The organism is Borrelia parkeri, assembly GCF_023035815.1.
In the GTDB taxonomy this organism is placed as follows: Bacteria; Spirochaetota; Spirochaetia; order Borreliales; family Borreliaceae; genus Borrelia; species Borrelia parkeri.
The window spans coordinates 148,511-169,444 of sequence record NZ_CP073159.1 but is presented as its reverse complement, the minus strand read 5'-3'; the positions used below and the strand labels follow the sequence as shown (position 1 = coordinate 169,444).

General features: G+C 28.3%; 17 protein-coding genes. 9 read left to right on the top strand and 8 right to left on the bottom strand.

The window, feature by feature from the left end; translation table 11 throughout:
- Positions 1 to 165 precede the first annotated feature (165 nt).
- On the top strand, positions 166 to 549 hold the full coding sequence (locus bpSLO_RS00805; RefSeq protein ID WP_025375207.1) for a TraR/DksA family transcriptional regulator: 384 nt from the start codon (positions 166 to 168) through the stop codon (positions 547 to 549).
- 3 nt (positions 550 to 552) lie between these two features.
- Here the strand turns inward: bpSLO_RS00805 and bpSLO_RS00800 are convergent, their stop codons facing one another.
- A complete protein-coding gene (locus tag bpSLO_RS00800) occupies positions 553 to 1,710 on the bottom strand; it encodes an OmpA family protein (RefSeq protein WP_025407493.1) in 1,158 nt (385 codons plus the stop codon).
- Positions 1,711 to 1,871: 161 nt separating this feature from the next.
- On the opposite strand from bpSLO_RS00800, the gene malQ reads away from it, so the two are divergent.
- The 4 genes from malQ (at position 1,872) to bpSLO_RS00780 (ending at position 8,111) form a co-directional block, all read left to right on the top strand.
- Positions 1,872 to 3,353: a 4-alpha-glucanotransferase gene (malQ, locus tag bpSLO_RS00795; RefSeq protein WP_025407494.1), complete on the top strand. Its 1,482-nt coding sequence runs from the start codon at positions 1,872 to 1,874 to the stop codon at positions 3,351 to 3,353.
- An 88-nt stretch (positions 3,354 to 3,441) separates the two neighbouring features.
- A complete protein-coding gene (locus bpSLO_RS00790) occupies positions 3,442 to 5,292 on the top strand; it encodes a putative glycoside hydrolase (protein ID WP_038447954.1) in 1,851 nt (616 codons plus the stop codon).
- A gap of 21 nt (positions 5,293 to 5,313) precedes the next feature.
- Positions 5,314 to 6,291, top strand: a complete 978-nt coding sequence (locus tag bpSLO_RS00785; protein ID WP_025407496.1) for a calcium/sodium antiporter — start codon at positions 5,314 to 5,316, stop codon at positions 6,289 to 6,291.
- 71 nt (positions 6,292 to 6,362) lie between these two features.
- Positions 6,363 to 8,111, top strand: coding sequence for a hypothetical protein (locus bpSLO_RS00780; protein ID WP_025407497.1), 1,749 nt, complete (start codon positions 6,363 to 6,365; stop codon positions 8,109 to 8,111).
- 3 nt (positions 8,112 to 8,114) lie between these two features.
- Here the strand turns inward: bpSLO_RS00780 and bpSLO_RS00775 are convergent, their stop codons facing one another.
- Positions 8,115 to 8,282, bottom strand: a complete 168-nt coding sequence (locus bpSLO_RS00775; RefSeq protein WP_011772118.1) for a hypothetical protein — start codon at positions 8,280 to 8,282, stop codon at positions 8,115 to 8,117.
- Positions 8,283 to 8,356: 74 nt separating this feature from the next.
- Here bpSLO_RS00775 and bpSLO_RS00770 point away from each other — a divergent pair, with 74 nt between their 5' ends.
- Positions 8,357 to 9,952 (top strand): hypothetical protein, encoded by a 1,596-nt coding sequence (locus bpSLO_RS00770; protein WP_025375201.1) that lies wholly within the window; start codon positions 8,357 to 8,359, stop codon positions 9,950 to 9,952.
- Here the strand turns inward: bpSLO_RS00770 and alr are convergent.
- The 4 genes from alr to bpSLO_RS00750 form a co-directional block, all read right to left on the bottom strand.
- Positions 9,944 to 11,044: an alanine racemase gene (alr, locus tag bpSLO_RS00765; protein ID WP_025375200.1), complete on the bottom strand. Its 1,101-nt coding sequence runs from the start codon at positions 11,042 to 11,044 to the stop codon at positions 9,944 to 9,946. The genes bpSLO_RS00770 and alr overlap by 9 nt on opposite strands.
- A 144-nt stretch (positions 11,045 to 11,188) precedes the next feature.
- Positions 11,189 to 11,605: a hypothetical protein gene (locus bpSLO_RS00760; RefSeq protein WP_025375199.1), complete on the bottom strand. Its 417-nt coding sequence runs from the start codon at positions 11,603 to 11,605 to the stop codon at positions 11,189 to 11,191.
- 3 nt (positions 11,606 to 11,608) lie between these two features.
- Entirely contained in the window at positions 11,609 to 12,034 is a 426-nt protein-coding gene (locus bpSLO_RS00755; protein WP_246989713.1) for a hypothetical protein, read from the bottom strand.
- A gap of 30 nt (positions 12,035 to 12,064) precedes the next feature.
- Entirely contained in the window at positions 12,065 to 13,198 is a 1,134-nt protein-coding gene (locus bpSLO_RS00750; protein WP_025407498.1) for an LIC_12708 family protein, read from the bottom strand.
- Positions 13,199 to 13,261: 63 nt separating this feature from the next.
- On the opposite strand from bpSLO_RS00750, the gene secA reads away from it, so the two are divergent.
- Both secA and bpSLO_RS00740 read left to right on the top strand, forming a co-directional pair.
- Complete coding sequence (gene secA, locus bpSLO_RS00745) at positions 13,262 to 15,958, top strand: preprotein translocase subunit SecA (RefSeq protein WP_025407499.1); 2,697 nt, start codon at positions 13,262 to 13,264, stop codon at positions 15,956 to 15,958.
- Positions 15,959 to 15,971: 13 nt separating this feature from the next.
- Entirely contained in the window at positions 15,972 to 16,583 is a 612-nt protein-coding gene (locus bpSLO_RS00740; RefSeq protein ID WP_025375195.1) for a superoxide dismutase, read from the top strand.
- A 93-nt stretch (positions 16,584 to 16,676) separates the two neighbouring features.
- On the opposite strand, the gene nagB is transcribed toward bpSLO_RS00740, so the two are convergent.
- Both nagB and nagA read right to left on the bottom strand, forming a co-directional pair.
- Positions 16,677 to 17,480 (bottom strand): glucosamine-6-phosphate deaminase, encoded by an 804-nt coding sequence (gene nagB, locus bpSLO_RS00735; protein ID WP_025375194.1) that lies wholly within the window; start codon positions 17,478 to 17,480, stop codon positions 16,677 to 16,679.
- Positions 17,481 to 17,512: 32 nt separating this feature from the next.
- Entirely contained in the window at positions 17,513 to 18,718 is a 1,206-nt protein-coding gene (gene nagA, locus bpSLO_RS00730; protein ID WP_025375193.1) for an N-acetylglucosamine-6-phosphate deacetylase, read from the bottom strand.
- Between the two features lie 175 nt (positions 18,719 to 18,893).
- Between nagA and fliD the strand changes: the two genes are divergently transcribed.
- Complete coding sequence (gene fliD, locus bpSLO_RS00725) at positions 18,894 to 20,894, top strand: flagellar filament capping protein FliD (protein WP_025375192.1); 2,001 nt, start codon at positions 18,894 to 18,896, stop codon at positions 20,892 to 20,894.
- The last annotated feature ends 40 nt before the right edge of the window (positions 20,895 to 20,934 follow it).

Here is a 20,934-nt window from a genome sequence, read left to right as displayed (position 1 = left end):
GCCCCCTTGTTATTTATGTAACAGAATAAATTGTACACAATTAGGAGTATCATTGCAATTATTTTTTTATTAAAAATTAATGTACTAGTTTACATTATATGGGATTGTTTATATAATTACACGGAGTTTTTTAAAAATTGTAATTTATTATAGGGAGGTAATATCATGCAGAAAAGTAATTTTGAGCATGAATTTGTTGAAAAGATGCGAAATTTTCTTTTAGAATCAAAAAAAAGAATATTAAATTCTATAAGATCTGTTGAGGATAGTAAAAGAGAGATCATTAATAATGATATGCATTTAAAGGACATAATTGATATTGCATTTGACAATATGGATGGAAATAATCTTGAAGCTTTAAGTTCAGTTGAGAAAAAAAAACTGCATTTAATAAATCAGGCGCTTTATCGAATTTCCCAAAATACTTATGGTAATTGTTTGGCATGTGATAAGAGTATTACAAGAGAAAGACTTGAGGCTATTCCTTATGCATTTTTATGTATAATTTGTCAGACTAAAAAAGAAAAAAAGAGCAAGCGATCAATTTAATATTTAATTGTTTAGAATTGTAATTTCTACTCTTCGATTTTTTGATGCTAAAGGAGATGAGTTTGCATACTTAGGTTTTTTAGCACCCCATCCTTTAAAAAATATTTGGTTTTTGTTCTTTACTTTCATTTTTAATAAATAGTTTCCAATTGAATGAGCTCTTTTTTCAGACAATTCTTGCATTTCTTGTTCTGTTCCAAACTTTGCTGTATGTCCTTCTATTAGAATATTGTTGTCTTTAAACTTTTCTAATAAATTGGCTATGTGTTTTAGTTTGTTATATTCTTTGTTAATGATTTGGAAAGAATCAGGGTAGAATTCAATATCTAAGCTTAATTTAATGCCATTTTTGTTTTTCTCTATGTTAATAGAGTCTATCTGTTTTGTGCTAATATATTCTTTAATTTCATGCTCTATTATGTTGTCATTTGGTAGTTCAATAGAGATTATTTTCCCAAATGAGTTTCCAGTCATTTTGATATTATTGTTGTCATTTTGCATTTGAAATTCATATGTATCGTTATATTTATATATGTTTCCTAATTTTGAGTCGAAATAAATTATTTGGTTAACCTTTTGAGAGAATAATATGTTTTTTACGTTATATTTAGATTTATAATTTGAGAGAATTATGTCGTAGTATTTGCCATCTATTTTTTCTTTGCCTTTGTACACATAATTTACATCAAATTTTATAACAAAATCTTTTATTTCTTGTGAAATCTCAGATGCTTGAATATATTCTTCTGCTGGATATGTCCAACTTTCATTTACTTTTATGGGTGTTTTTGGGAATCTTGGGATGCCTCTAACAGAAGGTCTTTTTTGAGCATTATTAATTTTATATTCTCCTTGTTTGTTTATGCTAAAATTTCCTTCAAATTCTTCTTTAAGTAAGTAAACGTCGCTCTCATTATCTTTTTTTAACACTCTAAAGTAAGATTTAATATCTGCAAAATTATTTTTTACATCTTTTACTTCGCTTGAGACTTGGATATTAGTTTTGGTTTTTGAGTTAAATCTTTCATTTAGGTAAATTTCTTGATTATCTGTAGTTTCTATTCTGAATTTAGTCCCCTTAGTGTATTTAAATTCTAATATTTCGGATGAAAATGCTAGAGTATTTGTTAAAAATAGTAATATAACAATTTTAATATTCATTTAACGAATTATATCATAATTGAGATTATATTTTTTGAAAAATATTTCATTAAATCTTTTGAATAATGCTTTATGAGTTTTACATTTTAGTTATAATGATTGTATGTGGATATTTGTTTTAAGATATTAATTAAATAGTCAATTGTTTTGAGGTATAAAAAATGAAAAGAAAAAGTGGAATTTTGCTAAATATTAGTTCTCTGCCATCTAAATACGGTATTGGTGATTTAGGGAAAGGGGCATATAAATTTATAGATTTTCTTGCCGCTTCATCACAAGGTTATTGGCAGATATTGCCTTATTCGCCTCCTAATTTTGTGGAGTTTCCTTATTCAACTTGTTCTGCATTTGCTGGTAATATCAATTATATTGATTTAAATGCTATTGATAGGTTTATTGACATAGACTTAGGCACTCTTGAATGCTTGGAAGATAGATATGTTGATTATGATAAGTTAAAAGCTAAGGAAGTTGTTTTAAGAAATGCTGCTTTGAATTTTTTGCACAGGGCAACAATTGATGAGATTCATGCATTTGAAAAGTTTAAAAAATCAGCTGCTTATTGGCTTTTAGATTTTTCAAATTTTGTTGCTTTTAAAGAGTACTATTCTAAGTTTCAATCTTCACAGGCTTTTAATCTTTTATTTAGTAGAGAAATTTTAAAAAGGGATGCTAAGGCTTTAGCTAAGCTTAGAGAGACACTTGAAGTTGAGATCAATATTCAACAAGTTTTACAATATTTCTTTTTTTCACAATTTAAAGCTTTAAAAAAATATGCTAATAATGCTGGAATTAAAATAGTAAGTGATATTCCTATTTTTGTGTCTTATGATTCTGCTGATGTTTGGGCGCATCAAAAATATTTTAAATTAAGGTTTGATGCAAGTAAAGATAAGGTAACAGGTGTTCCTCCTGATTGCTTGTTTAGCAAAAAATATCTTTGGGGTAATGCAGCTTATAATTGGAAAGCTTTAAGAAAAGATGATTATGCATGGTGGATTAATCGTATTGATTTTTTGCGTAAATATGTGGATATTGTTAGAATCGACTATTTTAGAGGATTTGTATCAACTTGGGAGGTTTCTGCAGAAGAATCTTTGCTATTTGGTGGACAATGGGTAAAATGTCCTGGGAAAGATTTTTTTAAACAGGTTCTAAATGAGATTAATGATTTAGAAATTTGGGTTGAAGACCTTGTAAAAGATCGTGGAGATACATTTAGGTTAAGAGATTATTTTGGTTTTCCTGGAACTAAAATGATGCAATGTGCATTTGATTTTGATTCCACAAATATATATCTTCCCCATAATTATATAAAAAATTGTGTTGTTTATACAGGTACTCATGAGAGTAATACTATTCGTGGATTTATTAACTCTGTTGATAATGAGCATAAAAAATATATTTTTGATTATTTCAATACTAGTGAAAATGCTATTGTTTGGGATATGATAAGGGGGGCGATGGCTAGTGTTGCAAAGAGTGTAATAATTCCAATGAAAGATTATCTTGATTTGGTAGCTGATTTTAGTATAAATATGTCTGATGCAATGCTTAACAATTTTAGAATATTAAGTGATGATTTGAGTGACGATTTAAGCAAAAAGATAAGTGATATTACAAAACTTTATGGAAGAACTTAATAGGAACTTCAATAATTTGTTAAAATGATATTTGTTTTTTTAATATTTATTTTTAAATTTATTTTAAAAAAGGTTGGATGTTATTTATATGAAACTTAATACATGTATGATGCTTTTGTATATAATTTGCTTGTTGTTTTCTTATTTTTTCTTGTGTTTTCATTTGCATTCATTAGACGAGACTAAATATTTTAAGAATGGTGATTTATTTTTTATTAATAAAGGTGCTTTATATAAAAAGCATAATGATGTGATATTTAAGGTTGAACCTAAGGGGCTAGAGACTAGATGGATATATCCGTTTGCAAGACCTGTGTCTAAGAGAATAACTTCTATTTATGAAGATTTTTATTCTTCAAATTCCCTTTTGACAACTAATGACTCTGTTTATGTTTCTCATAATTATTTTAAAAGTTTTATAAAATTAGTTGACAATGAGAAATTTAATAAAAATTCTTACATTACATCAAGTGCATTATCTCGAGGAGAATATAAGCGTATTGCTGTTGGTACTTCTAATAGTGGAATTTATTTAAGTGTTAATGATAATTTGGATTTTAAGAGCTTAAATTCTTTAATTTCTAAGACATATCTGGGTGCTGGTTATTATGATATGGTTAGTGCAATCGAGTTTTCAAGAAACAATGCAAATGAGTTGTACTTTTCCTGTGGAATTTATGGAGATATTATTTTAATTAATACAACTCTAGGGGTTGTTAGGAAGTTAGATTTTCCCTTTAAAAAACAGATAGTGCGTATTATTGATTTATCAGATTCAAAAATAGAAAAACTTTTAGTTAGAACTTATGATAATCATTTTTATTCCTATGTTGATGGCAAATGGACTTTTGATGGTCAATTTTCTGTGTATGGAGAAAATTCTATTAAAAAATTAGAAAGAATGCATCTTGCTTCTAATAAGGGGTCAATTTATTTAACGGCTTATACTCTTCGAAGTAAAACAGCTATTGATGAGAGATTTGAGTTTATAAAAAGATTAGGCATGAATGCTGTTATTATTGACTTTAAAGATGATAGTGGTATTTTAACTTATGCAAGTAAATTAGCTTTGCCAAATAAGATAAAGGCTGTTAAAAATTTGATAGATGTTCCTTATATTTTAAATAAAGCAAAAGAACTTGGAATATATGTTATTGCACGAGTTGTTGTGTTTAAAGACGCTAAACTTTATTTTTATAATAATTATGAGTATGCTCTTTGGAATAAAAAGACCAATCAGCCTTGGGCAAACCTTGTAAAGGTTGATCATGGTGATTCTTTTAAATTTGTTCAAAAGGAACATTGGGTAGATCTCTTCTTGCAAGGTACGTGGGATTATAATTTATCTATTGCAAAAGAAATTCAGTCTCTTGGAGTTGATGAGATTCAGTTTGATTATATTAGATTTCCAACAGATGGGCCTGTGTCTCTTATAACTTCAAGATTTAATAAATATAAGATGCGTGCGATTGATGCTCTTGAATCTTTTTTAATTATGGCTAGAAAAAATATTTCTATTCCTATTTCTATTGACATTTATGGAAATAATGGATGGTTTATTACAAATAGTATTGGTCAAAATATTTCTATGATTGCGGATTATGTTGATGTTATTTCTCCAATGTTCTATCCTTCTCATTATACTAACGATTTTTTAAAGAATGAGTTATACTATACTACTAGAGCTTATAAAATTTATAAGGAAGGGAGTAATAGAGCAGCTGTATTTTCTTCGGGTAAGGTTATAATTAGACCTTATGTTCAAGCTTTTTTGCTTGGTTCTGAACGTCGTGTGAGTAAAGAAGTTTATTTAAAATATTTTTCTCATCAATTAAGAGGCGTTAAGGAATCTTTAGGTAATGGCTTTAGTTTATGGAATGCATCTAATATTTACTATATGGTTAAGAGTGATTTAAGCGAATTTTTAAATTTTTCTTAAATATTTGTGGAAGGAGATTTTTTGGCACATATTCATCTTTTTTGTGTAATATTTGGTATATTTTTGTTGTATCTTGGTGGGAATTATCTTTTAAATAGTTCTGTTAACATTGCTACTTATTTTCAAGTTCCTAATCTTTTAATCGGTGTTATAATAGTATCCTTGTCAACAAGTTCACCAGAGCTTTTTACAAGTTTAATAGCATCTCTTAAGGGGAAAAATGAAATTATTGTTTCTAATATCATTGGGAGTAATATCATTAATATGTTGCTTGCACTTCCCTTAACAGGGTTTTTTTTAAGGATTAAAACTGATTTTAAGAGACTCAAATTTTCTTTTATAATTTTATTTTTATTGATGTTTCTTCTTTTATTGTTTTCTTTTGATTTTGATACTTTGTCTTTTTTTAAGGTACCTTATTATAGAACCAGTTCATTGGTGATTTTAATTTTATTTTTATCTTATCTATTTTTATTTTATAAAGAAGAGAAAAAATATAATTCTATTATAAAAAATTTAGAAAATCTTAATTGTAATTATGGGTTTAAGTTTTTATTTTTAAATACTTTGCTCTTATTATTAAGTATATATTTCTTATATTTCGGTTCAAAGTTGTTAATAGATAGTTCAATATACATTGCACACAATGTTTTTAATATTAGTGAGAAAGTGATTGGAATTATTTTTGTAGCTTTTGGGACCAGCATCCCAGAGATTATCGTTTCTCTTTTTGCAGTAATTAAAAAGGAGTCAGATATTGCCCTTGGTAATATCATTGGAAGTAATATATTTAATATTGGTTTTATTTTATCTAGTAGTAGTTTTGTAAATCCAGTACTCATGAGTAATATTTATTTGACTGATTTTAGTATCATGTTTGTTGTATCTTTAATGTTATTATTCATAGTGAGATTTATAGGAGCTTTTAGCAGAGGACCTGCTATTATATTTTTATGTTTGTATATTTTATATAATTCATTTTTATTTGGTGTGTTTTAATTCTATTGAATTTGTCAATATGTTATTATATGTTATTATTGTTTTGTATATGAGGAGCTTGAAAATATAAGATGAAAAAATTACCCGAAATTTTCTATCTTAATGATAAAGAAGTTGATATTTTGATTTCTCAAATAGGGATTTCTTCAGATACTCAAAAAATGATTTTAAGGATTATTTTGGAACATAAGCACAATATTATAGATTATGCTAAATTTATCGAAGATTATTCTGTTAAAATTCGTACTCTTAAAGGAGAATTAGATTTTTTATTTCGCAAGCTTTATGAGGTTAAAAGAGGAATTATTATTAATCAGTCAACATCCAATGGAGAAATAGTACCTTATAAAATAATAATAACAGATGAAAATAGTTATGATTTTTATTATTATGCTATCGAGGATTTGTTTTTAAAGCATTATGTGGGAATAGAACTTTTTAGTACTTTACTTACAATTAAGAATATAGATAAAAATTTATTGGCTTTCGAAAAAGAGTTTGTCATTCTTTCAAATTCAGACATTAATCTTAAATATTTTCAAGAAAATTCTTCATCAAAAAAGATATTTGTGTTGGATTCTTTAATAATTCCATCAGGAAAAGCCTTATATTTTATTGAATTTATGAAGAGAATTTTATTCGGGATTGCTTCTAACAGAATAGTTAAAGATGTTTTTATGAGAGCTAAAAATATAAAGCTTAGTGAATATGATCGAATGTTAGATGAGGGTATTAATGGTGTGGGAGTTACTTATAATTTGCTTTTAGGAATTTTAGAAAATAAGGAAGAAATTTTAAATAAGAAAGGCGTTAATATTTCTAAACATTACTTTACTTTTTTAGAAGTATTGAATATTTATATTACTAATGAGAAAAACTTAGAAGAACTTAAAAATTTAGAAAGCATTAAAATTGATGAAACTTTGAAATCAATTGAAAAAACAATAGAGTTTAAACCGAGATTTATTAATATTGAAGAATTTAAAAATATTCTTCAAGAGCATGCTGAGGGATTATCTGATTCTGAATATTTTTTAAAAACGGCTAATGAATACTTTTTTGAGTCCAACATTAAGGGTTCGTTACCCAAAATATTTAGTATTAAATCTGGAATGTATTTGTATAAGCCATGTGCCTATTCTATGTTTTTAAAGGAATTCGATCAAATTTTAGTTGATATTAGGGATAAGTTGAGAAATGAATTTGTGAAAATATTTAATAGTGGGAAGAATTCTTCTACTATGTTAACAGAAAAAGGTCTTGAAAAAACATTGATTGAATTTATTGCTAATTATGATATAAATGATTATTGTTTAAAAAATAAGGTCGCATTTCTTGATTTTATTGTTTCGCATTATAAACGAGTTTCTAAAACACAGAATATTCAGACGCATCTTAAGGATATAATCAAAACTGAAGCCGCTAAATATTTTAAAAATAGTAATACATTTTTACCACTTTATAAGATTTATAAAGTTGATCTATCTAATCTTTTAGATGCTGCTTATAGAGATTTGCCTTTGTTAAAGAGGCTTGTGTTATTCTTAACAGGGAGGCAGCAGAGTTATAAAGAGGCTTTATCTAGATTAAATTCTAAGATTGTTGTTAAAAATCATGCTGAGCTTTTTGATCCAAATGAAAGAGTGAAAAGACAACTGGACAAAAGACGAAAACAAAAAGAAGAGCTAAGAGAGCAAATTAGGAGTTCTTATGTTAGAAAAGGCAAAACCCCTAAGGAAGCAACCTTAAATAGGGCCTATACTAAAAGTGAACAAGATGAAGCTTGGTTGAAATTTGAAGATAAATTGAATAAAAAATAAATTTTAAAATAAATCTTTAGGTCTTCTTGCTGTATTTTTTGAGGTTTGACATTCAGCATAGTGTTTTATTTTACCATTTTCAAATTTAGACTTCATTATAATTTTTCCGCCCCACCTGCTTAATAACTCTTTAGAACCACTTCTTTGAGCATTTTTAGAAATTTTTGCCATATTAAACTCCTAGTTAAACTAATTTATTGTATAATAAATTTATCAAAATAAGGTTGATTGATCAAGGAATGACTATGTTTTTGGTGATGTTTTTTGTGTCTTGTGCTCTTTTTGCAGAAGAAATTTATTATAGGTTTGCTGATTATGATATTAATTATAGGATAATCGGGAAATATGAGATCAGTAAAGAAAATGCGGAAGAAGAGTGTGGATATAAATTTACTTATGATGATGGCAGGCTTGTATTTGTTGATTATGTTGGCAAACTTAATATTTTAATTCCTTCTTTTTTTGGTGCAAATCAGATCAAAATAGAATATTCTGAGGATATAGAAAGGAGATTATTTTTAAATGGAGGTTTTGCTGCTAAGAATTTAAAAGATGTTTATGTTGAACAAATAGAATATTTTCCAAATGGCAGACCGAAGAGTATTTTTAATTATAATAAATCCAATGAGATTATAAGGGATAAGTATGGAATTGCTTATTATCATTTTATTTACAATGATGATAGTAGTTTTTATGTTTATAGGTTTAGTGAGGTTGGTTTTCAAATTAAAGATTTAAATGATGTTTATTATACTAAAATTATTTATGATGATTCTGATCGGAGGAAAACAGTTTTATATTACGATGATAACAATTATAATATTAAGGCTAAGAATGGAATATATGGTTTTAGGTTAACTTATGACAGTTCACATAATATTATAAGGGAAGAATATTTAGATCCGGTAGTTTCTTTGTATGCAAACCCTTTTTCTGTTGCAATAAAGACGTATCGTTATGATTTTGACGGCAAGCTCATTGAAATTTTAAATTATGATATTAAAAATAATTTAACTCCCGATGAAAATAATGTAGCAATATATAGATATGAATATAATTTAAAAGAAAAGGACTATTTTTATAAGGAGTATAATTATGATGCTAATAATAATTTAACCGTTAGTCAGAATGGTTATGCTATGAGAAAAACCATTTTTTATATGCAAAATAATGAAAAAAGGGTAATAAATTATAGTAATAGAATAAATAAAAATTATAATAGTGATATTCCTGCTAGTTATGAGGAAAAATATGAAATAATGAATAACTTTAAGGGTATTGCAGTTTATAGTTATAAGTATGATAATAAGTTTTATTTAATTGAAAATCTTTTTTTTGATAAAAATTTTAATTTAATTAGTGATTCCAATGGGGTGATGATTTATAAGTATGCTTATAATGAAGATGGCCTTCTTAAATCTCAAGAGCATTATGGAGATTTTGATAATCCTATAGATGATTTTGCAGGTGTTTTTAGATATAAATTTGTATATGATGTTAATGGCAATTTGATCTTGAAGAGTAATTATTCTAAGAGTGGGGTTTTGGTTGCAGATCGGGGTGCTGTTTTTGAGTATGCTTATGAATATGATAAACAAAATAGACTTATTAGTCAGAAAAATTTTGGCAATCTAGGCCAGTTACAAGATGATATTCACGGTGTTAGTGTGTATAAATATGAGTATAATAAATTTGGCAAGATTTCAAAAAAAACAAATCATGGTCCAGATTTAAGGCTAAGAGATGATATTGGGGGGATTTCGGTTTATAAATGGATTTATGATAGTAAAGGAAATTTAGTTGATTTTCAAAAGTTTGATTCTTTAGGTAATTTAATATAAATATTTCTTTTTCTCATGTTTTCCAATGGAACAAAGTATTTCATATTTACTCATACCAGATTCTTTGCTAAGTATGTCTAAGCTTAATCTTTCGGAAGTAATTTCTACTTTTTCTCCTATATTAATTTTTAGATCTTTAGGGATTTCTATTATTGAAATATTCATACATATTTTTCCTCTAATGAAGCATTTTTTATCTCTTATTATACAATAAAAATTGTTAGATGTATTTTGTGGAATTCCATCGAAGTATCCAACTGGTAAAAGTCCAATTTGCATATCTTCTTTTGCTGTGAATAGACCAGAGTATGATATTTGTTCTCCCTTTTTTATCTTTTTAAGAAATATGATTTTTGAATATAAGCTTAGTACGGGTTTAAGTTGTAAATTATTGTTTAAGCTATTTGAATTTGGATGATATCCATATAAGATAAGTCCTGGTCGTACCATATTAAATTTTTCACTTATTGGATAGTTTGTTATGTGTTCTGAGTTAGAGGTATGAATGAATTTTGGTTTTATATTCTTGGTCTTAAGTTCGTTTATAAAATGAACAAATTTTTTGATTTGTGACTGAGTAATTTTTCTATTTTCTGTTATTGGTAAATGTGTGCAAACTCCTTCAAATTCTACTAATTTTGAATTTTGAATTTGCATTGCTAGATTAAGAGCATTTTCTATTTTGATTCCATATCTATTCATTCCAACATCAACTTTTAAATGAACCTTGATTTTTTTATTTTGTTTTCTACATTCTTGTTCTATTAGTGATAAATATTGAGAGTCAGCAACAAAGGGTGTAATATCGAATTTAACTAGATTTTTTATTGCACTTTTATCTGTGTTGATGTAGAGCAATACATTCGCTCTTTTGTCTATTTTTTTAATCTTTAAAGCTTCATCTATCCAAAAAATACCAAAATAATTTATCCCTTTTTCTTTTAAAAATTTAAATGTCTGAATAAGTCCATGTCCGTATGCATCAGCTTTTAGTGTGGCTACTAATTCTCTTTTTTGAATATGATTTTTAATTGCGGTTATGTTATATTCTAAATTTTTAAGATTTATTATGATTTCTTTATTTTTAATCATTTTTGTATATTATACTACATTTATATGTAGGTGAGTTTAACAATAAAATTTTAGTTTTTACATTTATCTAAAATATCCTTTTGATTTATTTCATTGTCTTATTTTTTGGAATTACAATTAAAGTTGTATGTCAGAAGCTAATTTTTAAAGAAAAGGTACTCTTGGTGCAAAAAAATGAATTATTCCAATAATTAATGCTAAGATTCCTATTACTTTTTTATTGCTTTCAATTAAAGATTTGAATTTTCCATATTCTTTATTATTTTGAAGGCTTGTGGGCATTTTTTGACTTAAAAAGAGGATGAAACCAATAAAAAATAAACTGATAGCAGGAAGTAAATTTCCAATTATTGGCAAATCATAAGGTATGATTATTTCAAAGATGCTAGCTATTAAAAATATTGTGCCAAAAATGCTTCTTACATTTTTGTTATTGTTAATTAAATTTATAAATTCTTCAAAGATGATTAAACACTTAAATCTTTCTCCCAAAATTGGGAATGCTAGCACTATCCCCCCCAAGATATTAAGTAAAACAGATATAAAATATATTTGCAACATCTATTATCCTCCAAGATCTAATTTTTTACTAAAATATGCCTTATCGCCTTTTTGATTTATTAGCACTATGTTTAATAAAACCTCTTTCCTGTATGCAACATTAGTATATAATGTATAGTTAATCTTGTCTATGTAAATCATATTATTTTCAATAAGTTTATTATCTAAGTATACTTCTATATTGGATTTTCCTAAGTTTTTTATGTTTTGACTTTTAATATTGATTTTGATATATAGGTTTTCATTTTTTATTTTATGTTCTATTTTGATGGTAGGGCTGTATTTGCTTTCCAATTTTTGTAATTTAGGAATTAATAAAATTTTGATAATAATTAGCATAATGACAAAGATTATTCCCAGAGTTAGATTTTTTTTTAGTTTTTGTTTATGATTATTTTGTATTTTATTTTTGCAATTCTTATTTTTCATAAATTCATAAATGTTGACTTTTTAATTATCTCATAGTTTAAGTAAAGTATTTAAATTCCACCAATAGACGCTGACTCCATTTTTTTCTCCATAAAGTATACTAAGTATTCCATCCTTAGATAGGCTTTCAGCAAGAAATTTAAGGTTAGGTGGTTCGATTAGGACCATTTGTTCTTTTATTTTGCCCTTATTGTCCAATTTCCATATTAAAGTATTAGACAGGTTCCTCATGTTAGTGGATGCTATTATTTTATCTTTTTGAATTCCAATGATATTTATAAAACTTTCTTGTTGATCATCTAATAAGTTTTGGGGTAGTGTAATTTTATTTTTTATTTCAAATTCCTTATTTTTGTTTAAGCTCATTGTATAAAAATATTGATTTTTGATTCTCACTCCAAGGTCGTTAATGTTTTCATTTGTTCTAATGTTTTCATAGTGAGTTGTCTTTACATAAATGATTTTTTTGTTTACTTCAAAAAATACTTTATCTATTGATATGTTATATTTTTTTTTCTCTTCTTCCGGTATTTGTAATATATTTGTATTAACATAAATTTTGTAGAGGGGTGAGAGATCTTTATCGTAGGAGTATATTATATATCCTTCATTAGATATAGTGATTATTGCTATGTTGTTTTTGTCGTCAATATTGATATCGTAAACTTGTGGAAATAGTGTTCCATTCCGTCCTTCTTGTCCCAATACTTCTACAGATGAATCTTTATTTAAAATAAATATTCGTGTAGAGTATGCTATATTTTCTTTCTCATCAAATTTAGATTTCTTATTATTTAGCTTATCTGATACTACAATAAAGTCTTTTGATGGATAAATTGCCTTAATATTTTCAAAATCTACTTTTTTGATTTTAAGATCAGAATTTGTTTTGAATATGCCATTTTGGTAAGTTTGAATTAATTTCCCATAAGAATTAAAAATCATGAGTTTATTTGCTTTTGCTTCTACAATGTATACAAGTCCATTGTATGTTTTGATATCAAAGCTTGAATTGGTAAATTTGTTTACAAGTGGTGTTATTTCTCCAGGTAACGTTCCAAATGGTATTTTAAATTGTTGTTCTCCAAGTTCGTTTAAAGTTTTGATATTACATGATATAATCATAAAAAATAGATTTAAATGAATTTTATAAAACTTTTTCATGTTTTAGATGTTATTATTTTAAATGGTTGAAAGTCAATTGTTTTAGGAGAATTGAGACCTGATATGTTAAGAGCGATATTTGAAGCAACTATTGGTTCAAAAAGTAAAAGGGATCTAAAAAGTTATTTTCCTGTTTTGAGAACTATTAATAAGCTTGAATCTTGGGCATTGTCTTTGTCAGATGAAGATTTTGCTATGGAAACAGAGAAATTTAGAGATGAACTTAAGGAAGGTAAAACTTTAGAAGATATTTTAGAGAGAGCATTTGCACTGTCTCGAGAAGCTGCCAGAAGGCGACTTAAGGAGAGACCTTATGATGTTCAACTTATTGCTGGACTTGCGCTCCATCAGGGTAAAATAATAGAGATGAAAACAGGGGAAGGTAAGACTTTATCTTCAGTGCAAGCCGCTTACCTTAATAGTTTAACGGGTGGTGGTGTTATTATCGTTACAGTTAATGATTATCTTGCGGAGCGTGATTCAAATTGGATGAAACCTGTTTTTGAGCTTTTAGGAGTTAGTGTTGGTGTTGTGTTATCTAATATGGATTCTGCTAGACGGAAGGTAGAGTACGATAAAGATATTACTTATGTTACAAATAATGAGCTTGGATTTGATTATTTAAGAGATAACATGTGCTTTGATTTGTCTCAAAAATCTTTAAGAAATTTTAATTATTGTATTATCGATGAGATTGATTCTATTTTGATTGATGAGGCTAGAACCCCTTTAATTATTTCAGGTTCTACAGAAGGAGATACTAGTGCTTATCTTGAGGTCAATTCTCTTGTTTCGCTTTTAAAAGAATGCTCTAAAGATCCAAAAACTGGAGATTATCCTTTAGAGATCGATGAGCTTGATGGGGATTATACGATTGATGAAAAGGGTAAGAGAGTATCTTTTACGGCAAATGGTTTAAATAATCTTGAACAAATTTTGGTTTCAAAAGGCATAATTAAGGGATCTATGTATGTTGATTCTAATTTTAATTATGTTCATTATATGACTCAGGCATTAAAAGCTCATTTACTTTTTTTAAAGGACAGAGAATATATTGTTGGGGATTCTGGGGTTGAAATTGTTGATGAGTTTACAGGTCGTATTTTGAAAGGACGCAGATATTCTGATGGATTGCATCAGGCTATTGAGGCTAAGGAAGGTGTTAAAGTTGCAAGTGAAAATAAAACTATGGCAACGATTACATTTCAAAATTTGTTTAGAATGTTTAAAAAAATTTCTGGCATGACTGGTACGGCTGATACAGAGGCAAAAGAATTTCATAGAATATATAATCTTGATGTTATAGTTGTCCCAACGAATAAATTGGTAGCAAGAATAGATGAGGATGATATTATTTATTACACCGAGGAATTTAAATTTAAAGCAATTACGGATGAAGTTTATGAGGCTTATAAAAAAGGTCAACCTGTGCTTGTTGGGACAGTTTCTATTGAAAAATCTGAAATTCTCTCAAATATGTTTAAAAATAAAGGTATTAGACATGAAGTTTTAAACGCAAAGAATCATTTTCGTGAAGCGTTGATTATTGCTGAAGCAGGAGCAAAACATTCTGTTACAATTGCAACTAATATGGCTGGACGTGGTACTGACATTAAACTTGGTGGTAATCTTGAGCATCGAGTTCGTAAAAAGTTTGGAACGGGTATGACTCTTGAAGAGTTTCAGAAGGCTATGCAAAATGAGAGAGAACAGTATCTTGAAGATTATGAGGAAGTAAAGGCTCTTGGTGGGCTTTATGTTATTGGTAGTGAACGCCATGAGTCAAGAAGAATAGATAATCAGCTTAGGGGACGAGGAGGAAGACAGGGCGATCCTGGTCGGTCAAGGTTTTATGTATCCCTTGAAGATGATCTGATGCGGCTTTTTGCAGGCGATAATTTGAGAGCTTTAATGGGAAAACTTGGAATGGCAACAGGTGAGCCTATTGCGCATTCTTTGTTAACGAAATCCTTAGTTAATGCACAAAAGCGTGTGGAAGATAGAAATTTTGAGATTAGAAAGCATCTCTTAGAGTATGATGATGTTATAACAAAGCATAGGGAGTTTATTTATTCTCAAAGAAATTTAATTCTTGTTGATAATAATATTAAGGAACGTGTTCTTCTCTCTTTAAGAGAATATCTTGATTTTTTATTTGATCAAGTTAAGGGTGAAGTAGTTACGAGTTCTGTACTAAATGAGATAAATTCAATTTTTGCTTATATGATGGAAAGTGTTGGTTCTGTTGAAACAATGAATATTGTGGATTTAAAAAATAAGTTAATGGAAATTGCAAGGGCTAATTTAGATGCAAAGGAAGAATTAATAGGAGTTGAATTTTTTAATGAATTTTTAAAACATGAATATTTAAGGAATATTGACTCTAAGTTTCAAGATCATCTTGCAAATCTTGATTCTTTAAGAGAATCGGTTTATCTGAGATCTTATGCTAATAAAAATCCAATTACTGAATATAAGGAAGAAGGTTTTGCGATTTTTAGTGAGCTTGTTAAAGATATTAAGGTTGAAACTTTAAGGCGAACTTTGCAGGTGAGAGTGGATGTTGATTCTAGTGGTTATAAAAATAAAAAGCCTAAAAATGTTCGTGCTACTCATAAGGAATTTTCGGGCATTGCTTCGGCAGATAAAGGTAATACAGTAGGAGTTCAAATAATTAGAAGTACTCCTAAAATTGGGAGGAATGAACCCTGTTATTGTGGCAGTGAAAAGAAATATAAAAATTGTCATGGAAAAAGCTAAAAAGGAGGATTTTGTGTTTAAATTACCAGAACTTGGTTATGCTTATGATGTTTTAGAGCCATACATTGATGCTAAGACAATGGAAATTCATCATAGTAAACATCATAATGCATATACAGTAAATTTAAATTCTGTTCTTGAGAAGACAGAAATAAATTATTCTCAGGATATTGAGAGTATATTAAAAAATATTCAGCGATTTCCCAAAGAGTTCCAAGCAGCTATTAGAAATAATGCTGGTGGGTATTCTAATCATACTTTGTATTTTAGGATTTTAAGACCTGGGAATAAAGATAATATTTTAGAAAATTTTGAAGAGCATGTAAATGCTACTTTTGGCAGTCTTGATAATCTTAAGATGGCCTTAAGAGATGCAGCTATTAGTATTTTTGGAAGTGGTTGGGCTTGGCTGGTTCTTCATGCAAGTAAAGAATTGCAAATAATATCAAGACAAAATCAGGACAGTCCTTTGATGGAAGACTATAAACCTATTTTAGGTATTGATGTTTGGGAACATGCTTATTATCTTAAATATCAAAATAGAAGAGTTGAATATATTGATGCGTTCTTTAAGGTTTTAAATTGGGAAGAGGTTTCAAGAGTATATAATGAAATCATAGAATAATGTTATTTTAAGCGTTTCGTAAACTAGGCTTAAAGAATTTATGTCTTGTGCTTAGTTTATGTTGTATTTACTATTTTTAGAAATTAATAACGTTTATATGTCATTATTAAAATTATCCCTTTCGATATCATTGAAATACTTTACTGTGCCGACTTTTAGTTCATATGTTGCAGCTTCGTCTGATACTATGATTGCGTTTTTATGTAACTGTAGAGCACTAATTGTCCACATATGATTTACTCCTTTTTCAATAGCATGTTTTAATGCTCTTGCTTTGTTATGTCCATTTACTATAATCATCACTTCTTTTGAATCCATAATTGTTCCTACTCCTACTGTTAAGGCACTTTTGGGAACTTTATTAATATCATTTTCAAAAAACCTTGAGTTTGCGATAATTGTGTCTTGAGTCAAAGTTTTAATTCTTGTTCTTGAGCTCAGTGATGATCCAGGTTCATTAAAGGCAATATGACCATCAGGTCCAATTCCTCCCACAAAAAGCATAATACCACCGTAAGATTTAATTTTGTTTTCATATTCTTCACATTCATTTATAAGATTAGTAGCATTACCATTTAACATGTGTATATTTTCTTTTTTGATATCTATATGTGAAAAAAAGTTGCTCCACATAAATGAGTGATAGCTTTCAGGGTGATTTTTATCTAATTTTATGTATTCATCCATATTAAATGTGACTACATTTTCAAATGAAATTTTTCCAAGTTTATTCATTTCAATTAAATGTTTATACATTCCAATTGGTGAGCTACCCGTTGGGAGTCCTAAAATGAATGGTTTTTCTTTTGTTGGTAAAAACTTTTTTATTCTCATAGCTACATGATTAGCAGCCCATTTTGAAATGTCGTTATAGTTAGATCTAATGATTAATCTCATTTGTTGCTCCTTATATTTATAAATTAATAAAATCAAAGTTTATTGAAAATGATTTTTGATTCTATCATTGTTAATTTTAAATCTAAGTCTTTGTCAAGGACATTTATATTTGCATCATAACCATGACATATTAATCCTTTTTTTTCAAGATTAATTATCCTTATTGGATTGTATGAACTTGCTTGAATGGCATCGCTTAAGCTATATCCAAATTCTACTAAATTTTTAATGCCTTGTATCATTGTGAGAGCCGATCCTGCAATTGTGTCGCTTTCTAAGATATGAAATAATCCGTCATCGTTAAGGTATACTTCTTCTCCATTAGCTATTAATTTTCCAGATGGTTGTAGTGTTGGAGTTAATCCATCAGTTACAAGCACTAATTTGCTTATGTCTTTAAGTTTTCTAAGCATTAAAACAAGTTTTGGATGAATATGATGTCCATCAGCAATAATTTCACAAGATACATCCCCATGGATTAAAGTTGCTCCTATTGCATTTGGATTTCTGTGATCAAGTTTTGACATTGCGTTGAAAAAGTGCGTTGTATGAAGTATGCCTACTTGAAAGCCCTCAATCATATTTTCATATTTTGCATTAGTATGTCCTGCTTGAAGTGTGATGTTGTTTTCCATGCAAAACATTGCAAGCTCTCTCATGCCTTTAAGCTCAGGTGCAACGGTCATTGTTGCAATATTTGTTCTTTTTCTTCCGAACGAATCTGTAAAGGGACCCCCCGCGGCGTCTATGAATTTTTTCATAACCTCAATGCTTGGTTGTTGAAGATAGGAGGTAGGATGGGCGCCTTTTTTTTCAGGAGAGAAAAATGGTCCTTCAAGATGAAGTCCTAAAATTTTTGCACCCTTTTCTTTGCCCATTGCTTCGGTACATGCTTTGATTGTTTCAATCATTTCTTCAGTTGGACGTGGGTATAGCGTTGGTAAAAATCCTACTACTCCATACTCTGCTAAATATTGTGACATCTTAATTATTGAGTTTGTTGAGCATTGATCTGTTCCGTATCCGTGAAATCCATGTATGTGATTATCATAAAGACCAGGTGTGATATAGTTTCCCTTAACATCAATCATTTCATAGTTTTGTAGATCAATTTTTTCAAGTCGATCAGCTGTTACGATATCAAAGATTTTACTGTCTTTAATAAGGACTGCTGAATTATCTATTTTATCATTTCCTGTCAGAACAGATTTTGAATTGAACAAACAAAAATTTGGCATATTTACTCTCCTATAAACTTAAATTTTACTATAAGCAAATATCTTTTTTAAAGATGCTTGTTTTTTTTATTTGTCTTTTAATGGAAGCTTTGTTGTTAGTTTTGAAGTAAGATATGATTTTGTGTGTAAAAATTTATATTTTTTATGTTAAAATTTCTAATTAAGGAGTGTTGTAATGTCTTCTGGATTTTTTGTTCCAGGTGTGGATAATAAATATAATACTAAAGAAATCCGTGAATCGATGCTTAAACCTGATAAGGCAAAGATAGATTCATCTGTAAAAAAGCTTGAAAATTTAGAGCAAGAGAAACGAGCTTGGCAAATGATTAATAAAAAGATTTCTACTTTAAATTCACTTGCAAGGCAAATTACGTCTCTTAATAGTCCTTTTAATTACATGTCAGGTAATTCTAGTAATAATGATGTTCTCTCTTTATCTGCTCGTTATGGAGCTAAAAATGAAACTTATAAAATTGATGTTAATCAGATAGCAAGTTCCGATATTTTTTTATCTGCGAATTTCAAACAAAAAGAGATTAGTATTCCTTCAGGAGACTATGTATTTTTAGTTGGTAATAAAGAGATTAAGATTAGGAATAATGGAGATATTGAGTCTCTTGTAAAGGATATTAATAATCGAGGCAAGGGGTTTTTATCTGCTAAAATTGTGAGAAGTGATAGTGCTGGAAATAGTAGGTTGATTTTGCGGTCTTTAAAGGAAGGTGAAAACAATAAACTTATCATGAAAGGTGAGGCTTTAAAGCTTGCTAAACAGATAGGTATTTTAAGTGAGCTTACAACAAATTTTAGTCCTAATTTAACAGAAATTATTAATAGTCAACAAAGTAGTAGTAATAAAATTTTTCTTGATAAGGGTGATATTGTATTAGAGCCTCTCTCAGAGATTTCAATAAGTATTCCAGAAAATATTGAGGTTAGTAGTAGAAGTAAAATTAAATTTGAAATTAAGTATTATGATTCAGATGATAAAGGTATTTTAAACGAGATTGTTTTTAATCCTGGCGAGGCTACATTTGAGGATGCTAAGGTTGAGGGTGAAGATAGTATAATTAATCTTGAATTTGATCATAAACTTCCTTTAAAAGAGAAAAAGTATATTCAGATGAATATGATTAAAATTTATAGTGGTACAAAGTCCTTGGAATTGCCCCCAATAAATGTTGCAAGTGATTTTGAAAAAGTCGAGGTTGAAATTGGTTCACTTTTAGATTTAAAAGAGATCAATATCGAAAATAAAGTTAATAATAAGGTTTTTGTTATTCGCAATATTGAGATCTTTGATCCAAAGAATAGAGATGGGTTCTTGCCAATAAATGCCAAGAGCTTTGCAGAAAATGCAAAGGTGAAGTTTGATGGGGTTGATGTTGAGCGTGATTCGAATACTGTTAATGATTTAATTCCTAATGTTACATTGAATTTAAAACAAGCATCAGATGATACTATTGTTGTTCGAGTTGAGCCTGATTATGAGGGAATTAAAAAACTTTTATTAGATTTTTTGGTAGCTTATAATCAGGTTCTTGCTGAAATTAATATTGTAAGTTCAAATGAGAGTAATTTGGAAGGTCAAAAATCAGATGTACTTGAAGAGTGGTCCTATTTCAGTGATGAAGAGAGGGAAGAAGCTTATAAGAATTTGGGAATCCTTAGGGCGGAGTTTGCATTAAAAAATCTTAGATCAAGATTAGAATTAATCATGTTTAATTCTTATAGGACTAATGATCCTAATTTTTCGATTATCAATCAAATAGGGGTGTTTACTAATTCTATGTCTTCATCAGGGGGTCTTTCGCGTTATTTAGGGCTTGACGAGAAAAAATTTAATGAGATAATACAAAGCAATATTAATTCAGTCAAGGAACTTTTTGCAGTTGATTTTAATGATGACCGCATTTATGATGATGGACTTGCTAAGATGCTTGGCGATTATCTATCTCCTTTGATAAGTTCTGGAGGATTTATTTATAATAAGATCAGAAATTATGATCTTAAAATTCCCAATCAGAAAAATGTGGTTGAAGATTATAAAAAGAAGTATGAGGAAAGAGAGCAGAAGGTTGAAGGAGAACTTAATACTTTGGATTTCACTGTAAAGCGTATGAAGGAGCAAGAGGAAATCCTTAAGTCTTTGAATCTGCAGAGGCAAAACAGATAACAAATTTAAATTAATATTGTATTTATTTTTTTCTTGTTTT

Excerpts from the sequence above, each read along its gene's own strand:
- bpSLO_RS00805 (WP_025375207.1), top strand. The coding sequence starts at position 166 with ATGCAGAAAAGTAATTTTGAGCATGAATTTGTTGAAAAGATGCGAAAT.
- bpSLO_RS00800 (WP_025407493.1), bottom strand. The coding sequence starts at position 1,710 with ATGAATATTAAAATTGTTATATTACTATTTTTAACAAATACTCTAGCA.
- malQ (WP_025407494.1), top strand. The coding sequence starts at position 1,872 with ATGAAAAGAAAAAGTGGAATTTTGCTAAATATTAGTTCTCTGCCATCT.
- bpSLO_RS00790 (WP_038447954.1), top strand. The coding sequence starts at position 3,442 with ATGAAACTTAATACATGTATGATGCTTTTGTATATAATTTGCTTGTTG.
- bpSLO_RS00780 (WP_025407497.1), top strand. The coding sequence starts at position 6,363 with ATGAAAAAATTACCCGAAATTTTCTATCTTAATGATAAAGAAGTTGAT.
- bpSLO_RS00775 (WP_011772118.1), bottom strand. The coding sequence starts at position 8,282 with ATGGCAAAAATTTCTAAAAATGCTCAAAGAAGTGGTTCTAAAGAGTTA.
- bpSLO_RS00770 (WP_025375201.1), top strand. The coding sequence starts at position 8,357 with ATGTTTTTGGTGATGTTTTTTGTGTCTTGTGCTCTTTTTGCAGAAGAA.
- alr (WP_025375200.1), bottom strand. The coding sequence starts at position 11,044 with ATGATTAAAAATAAAGAAATCATAATAAATCTTAAAAATTTAGAATAT.
- bpSLO_RS00760 (WP_025375199.1), bottom strand. The coding sequence starts at position 11,605 with ATGTTGCAAATATATTTTATATCTGTTTTACTTAATATCTTGGGGGGG.
- bpSLO_RS00755 (WP_246989713.1), bottom strand. The coding sequence starts at position 12,034 with ATGAAAAATAAGAATTGCAAAAATAAAATACAAAATAATCATAAACAA.
- bpSLO_RS00750 (WP_025407498.1), bottom strand. The coding sequence starts at position 13,198 with ATGAAAAAGTTTTATAAAATTCATTTAAATCTATTTTTTATGATTATA.
- secA (WP_025407499.1), top strand. The coding sequence starts at position 13,262 with ATGTTAAGAGCGATATTTGAAGCAACTATTGGTTCAAAAAGTAAAAGG.
- nagB (WP_025375194.1), bottom strand. The coding sequence starts at position 17,480 with ATGAGATTAATCATTAGATCTAACTATAACGACATTTCAAAATGGGCT.
- nagA (WP_025375193.1), bottom strand. The coding sequence starts at position 18,718 with ATGCCAAATTTTTGTTTGTTCAATTCAAAATCTGTTCTGACAGGAAAT.
- fliD (WP_025375192.1), top strand. The coding sequence starts at position 18,894 with ATGTCTTCTGGATTTTTTGTTCCAGGTGTGGATAATAAATATAATACT.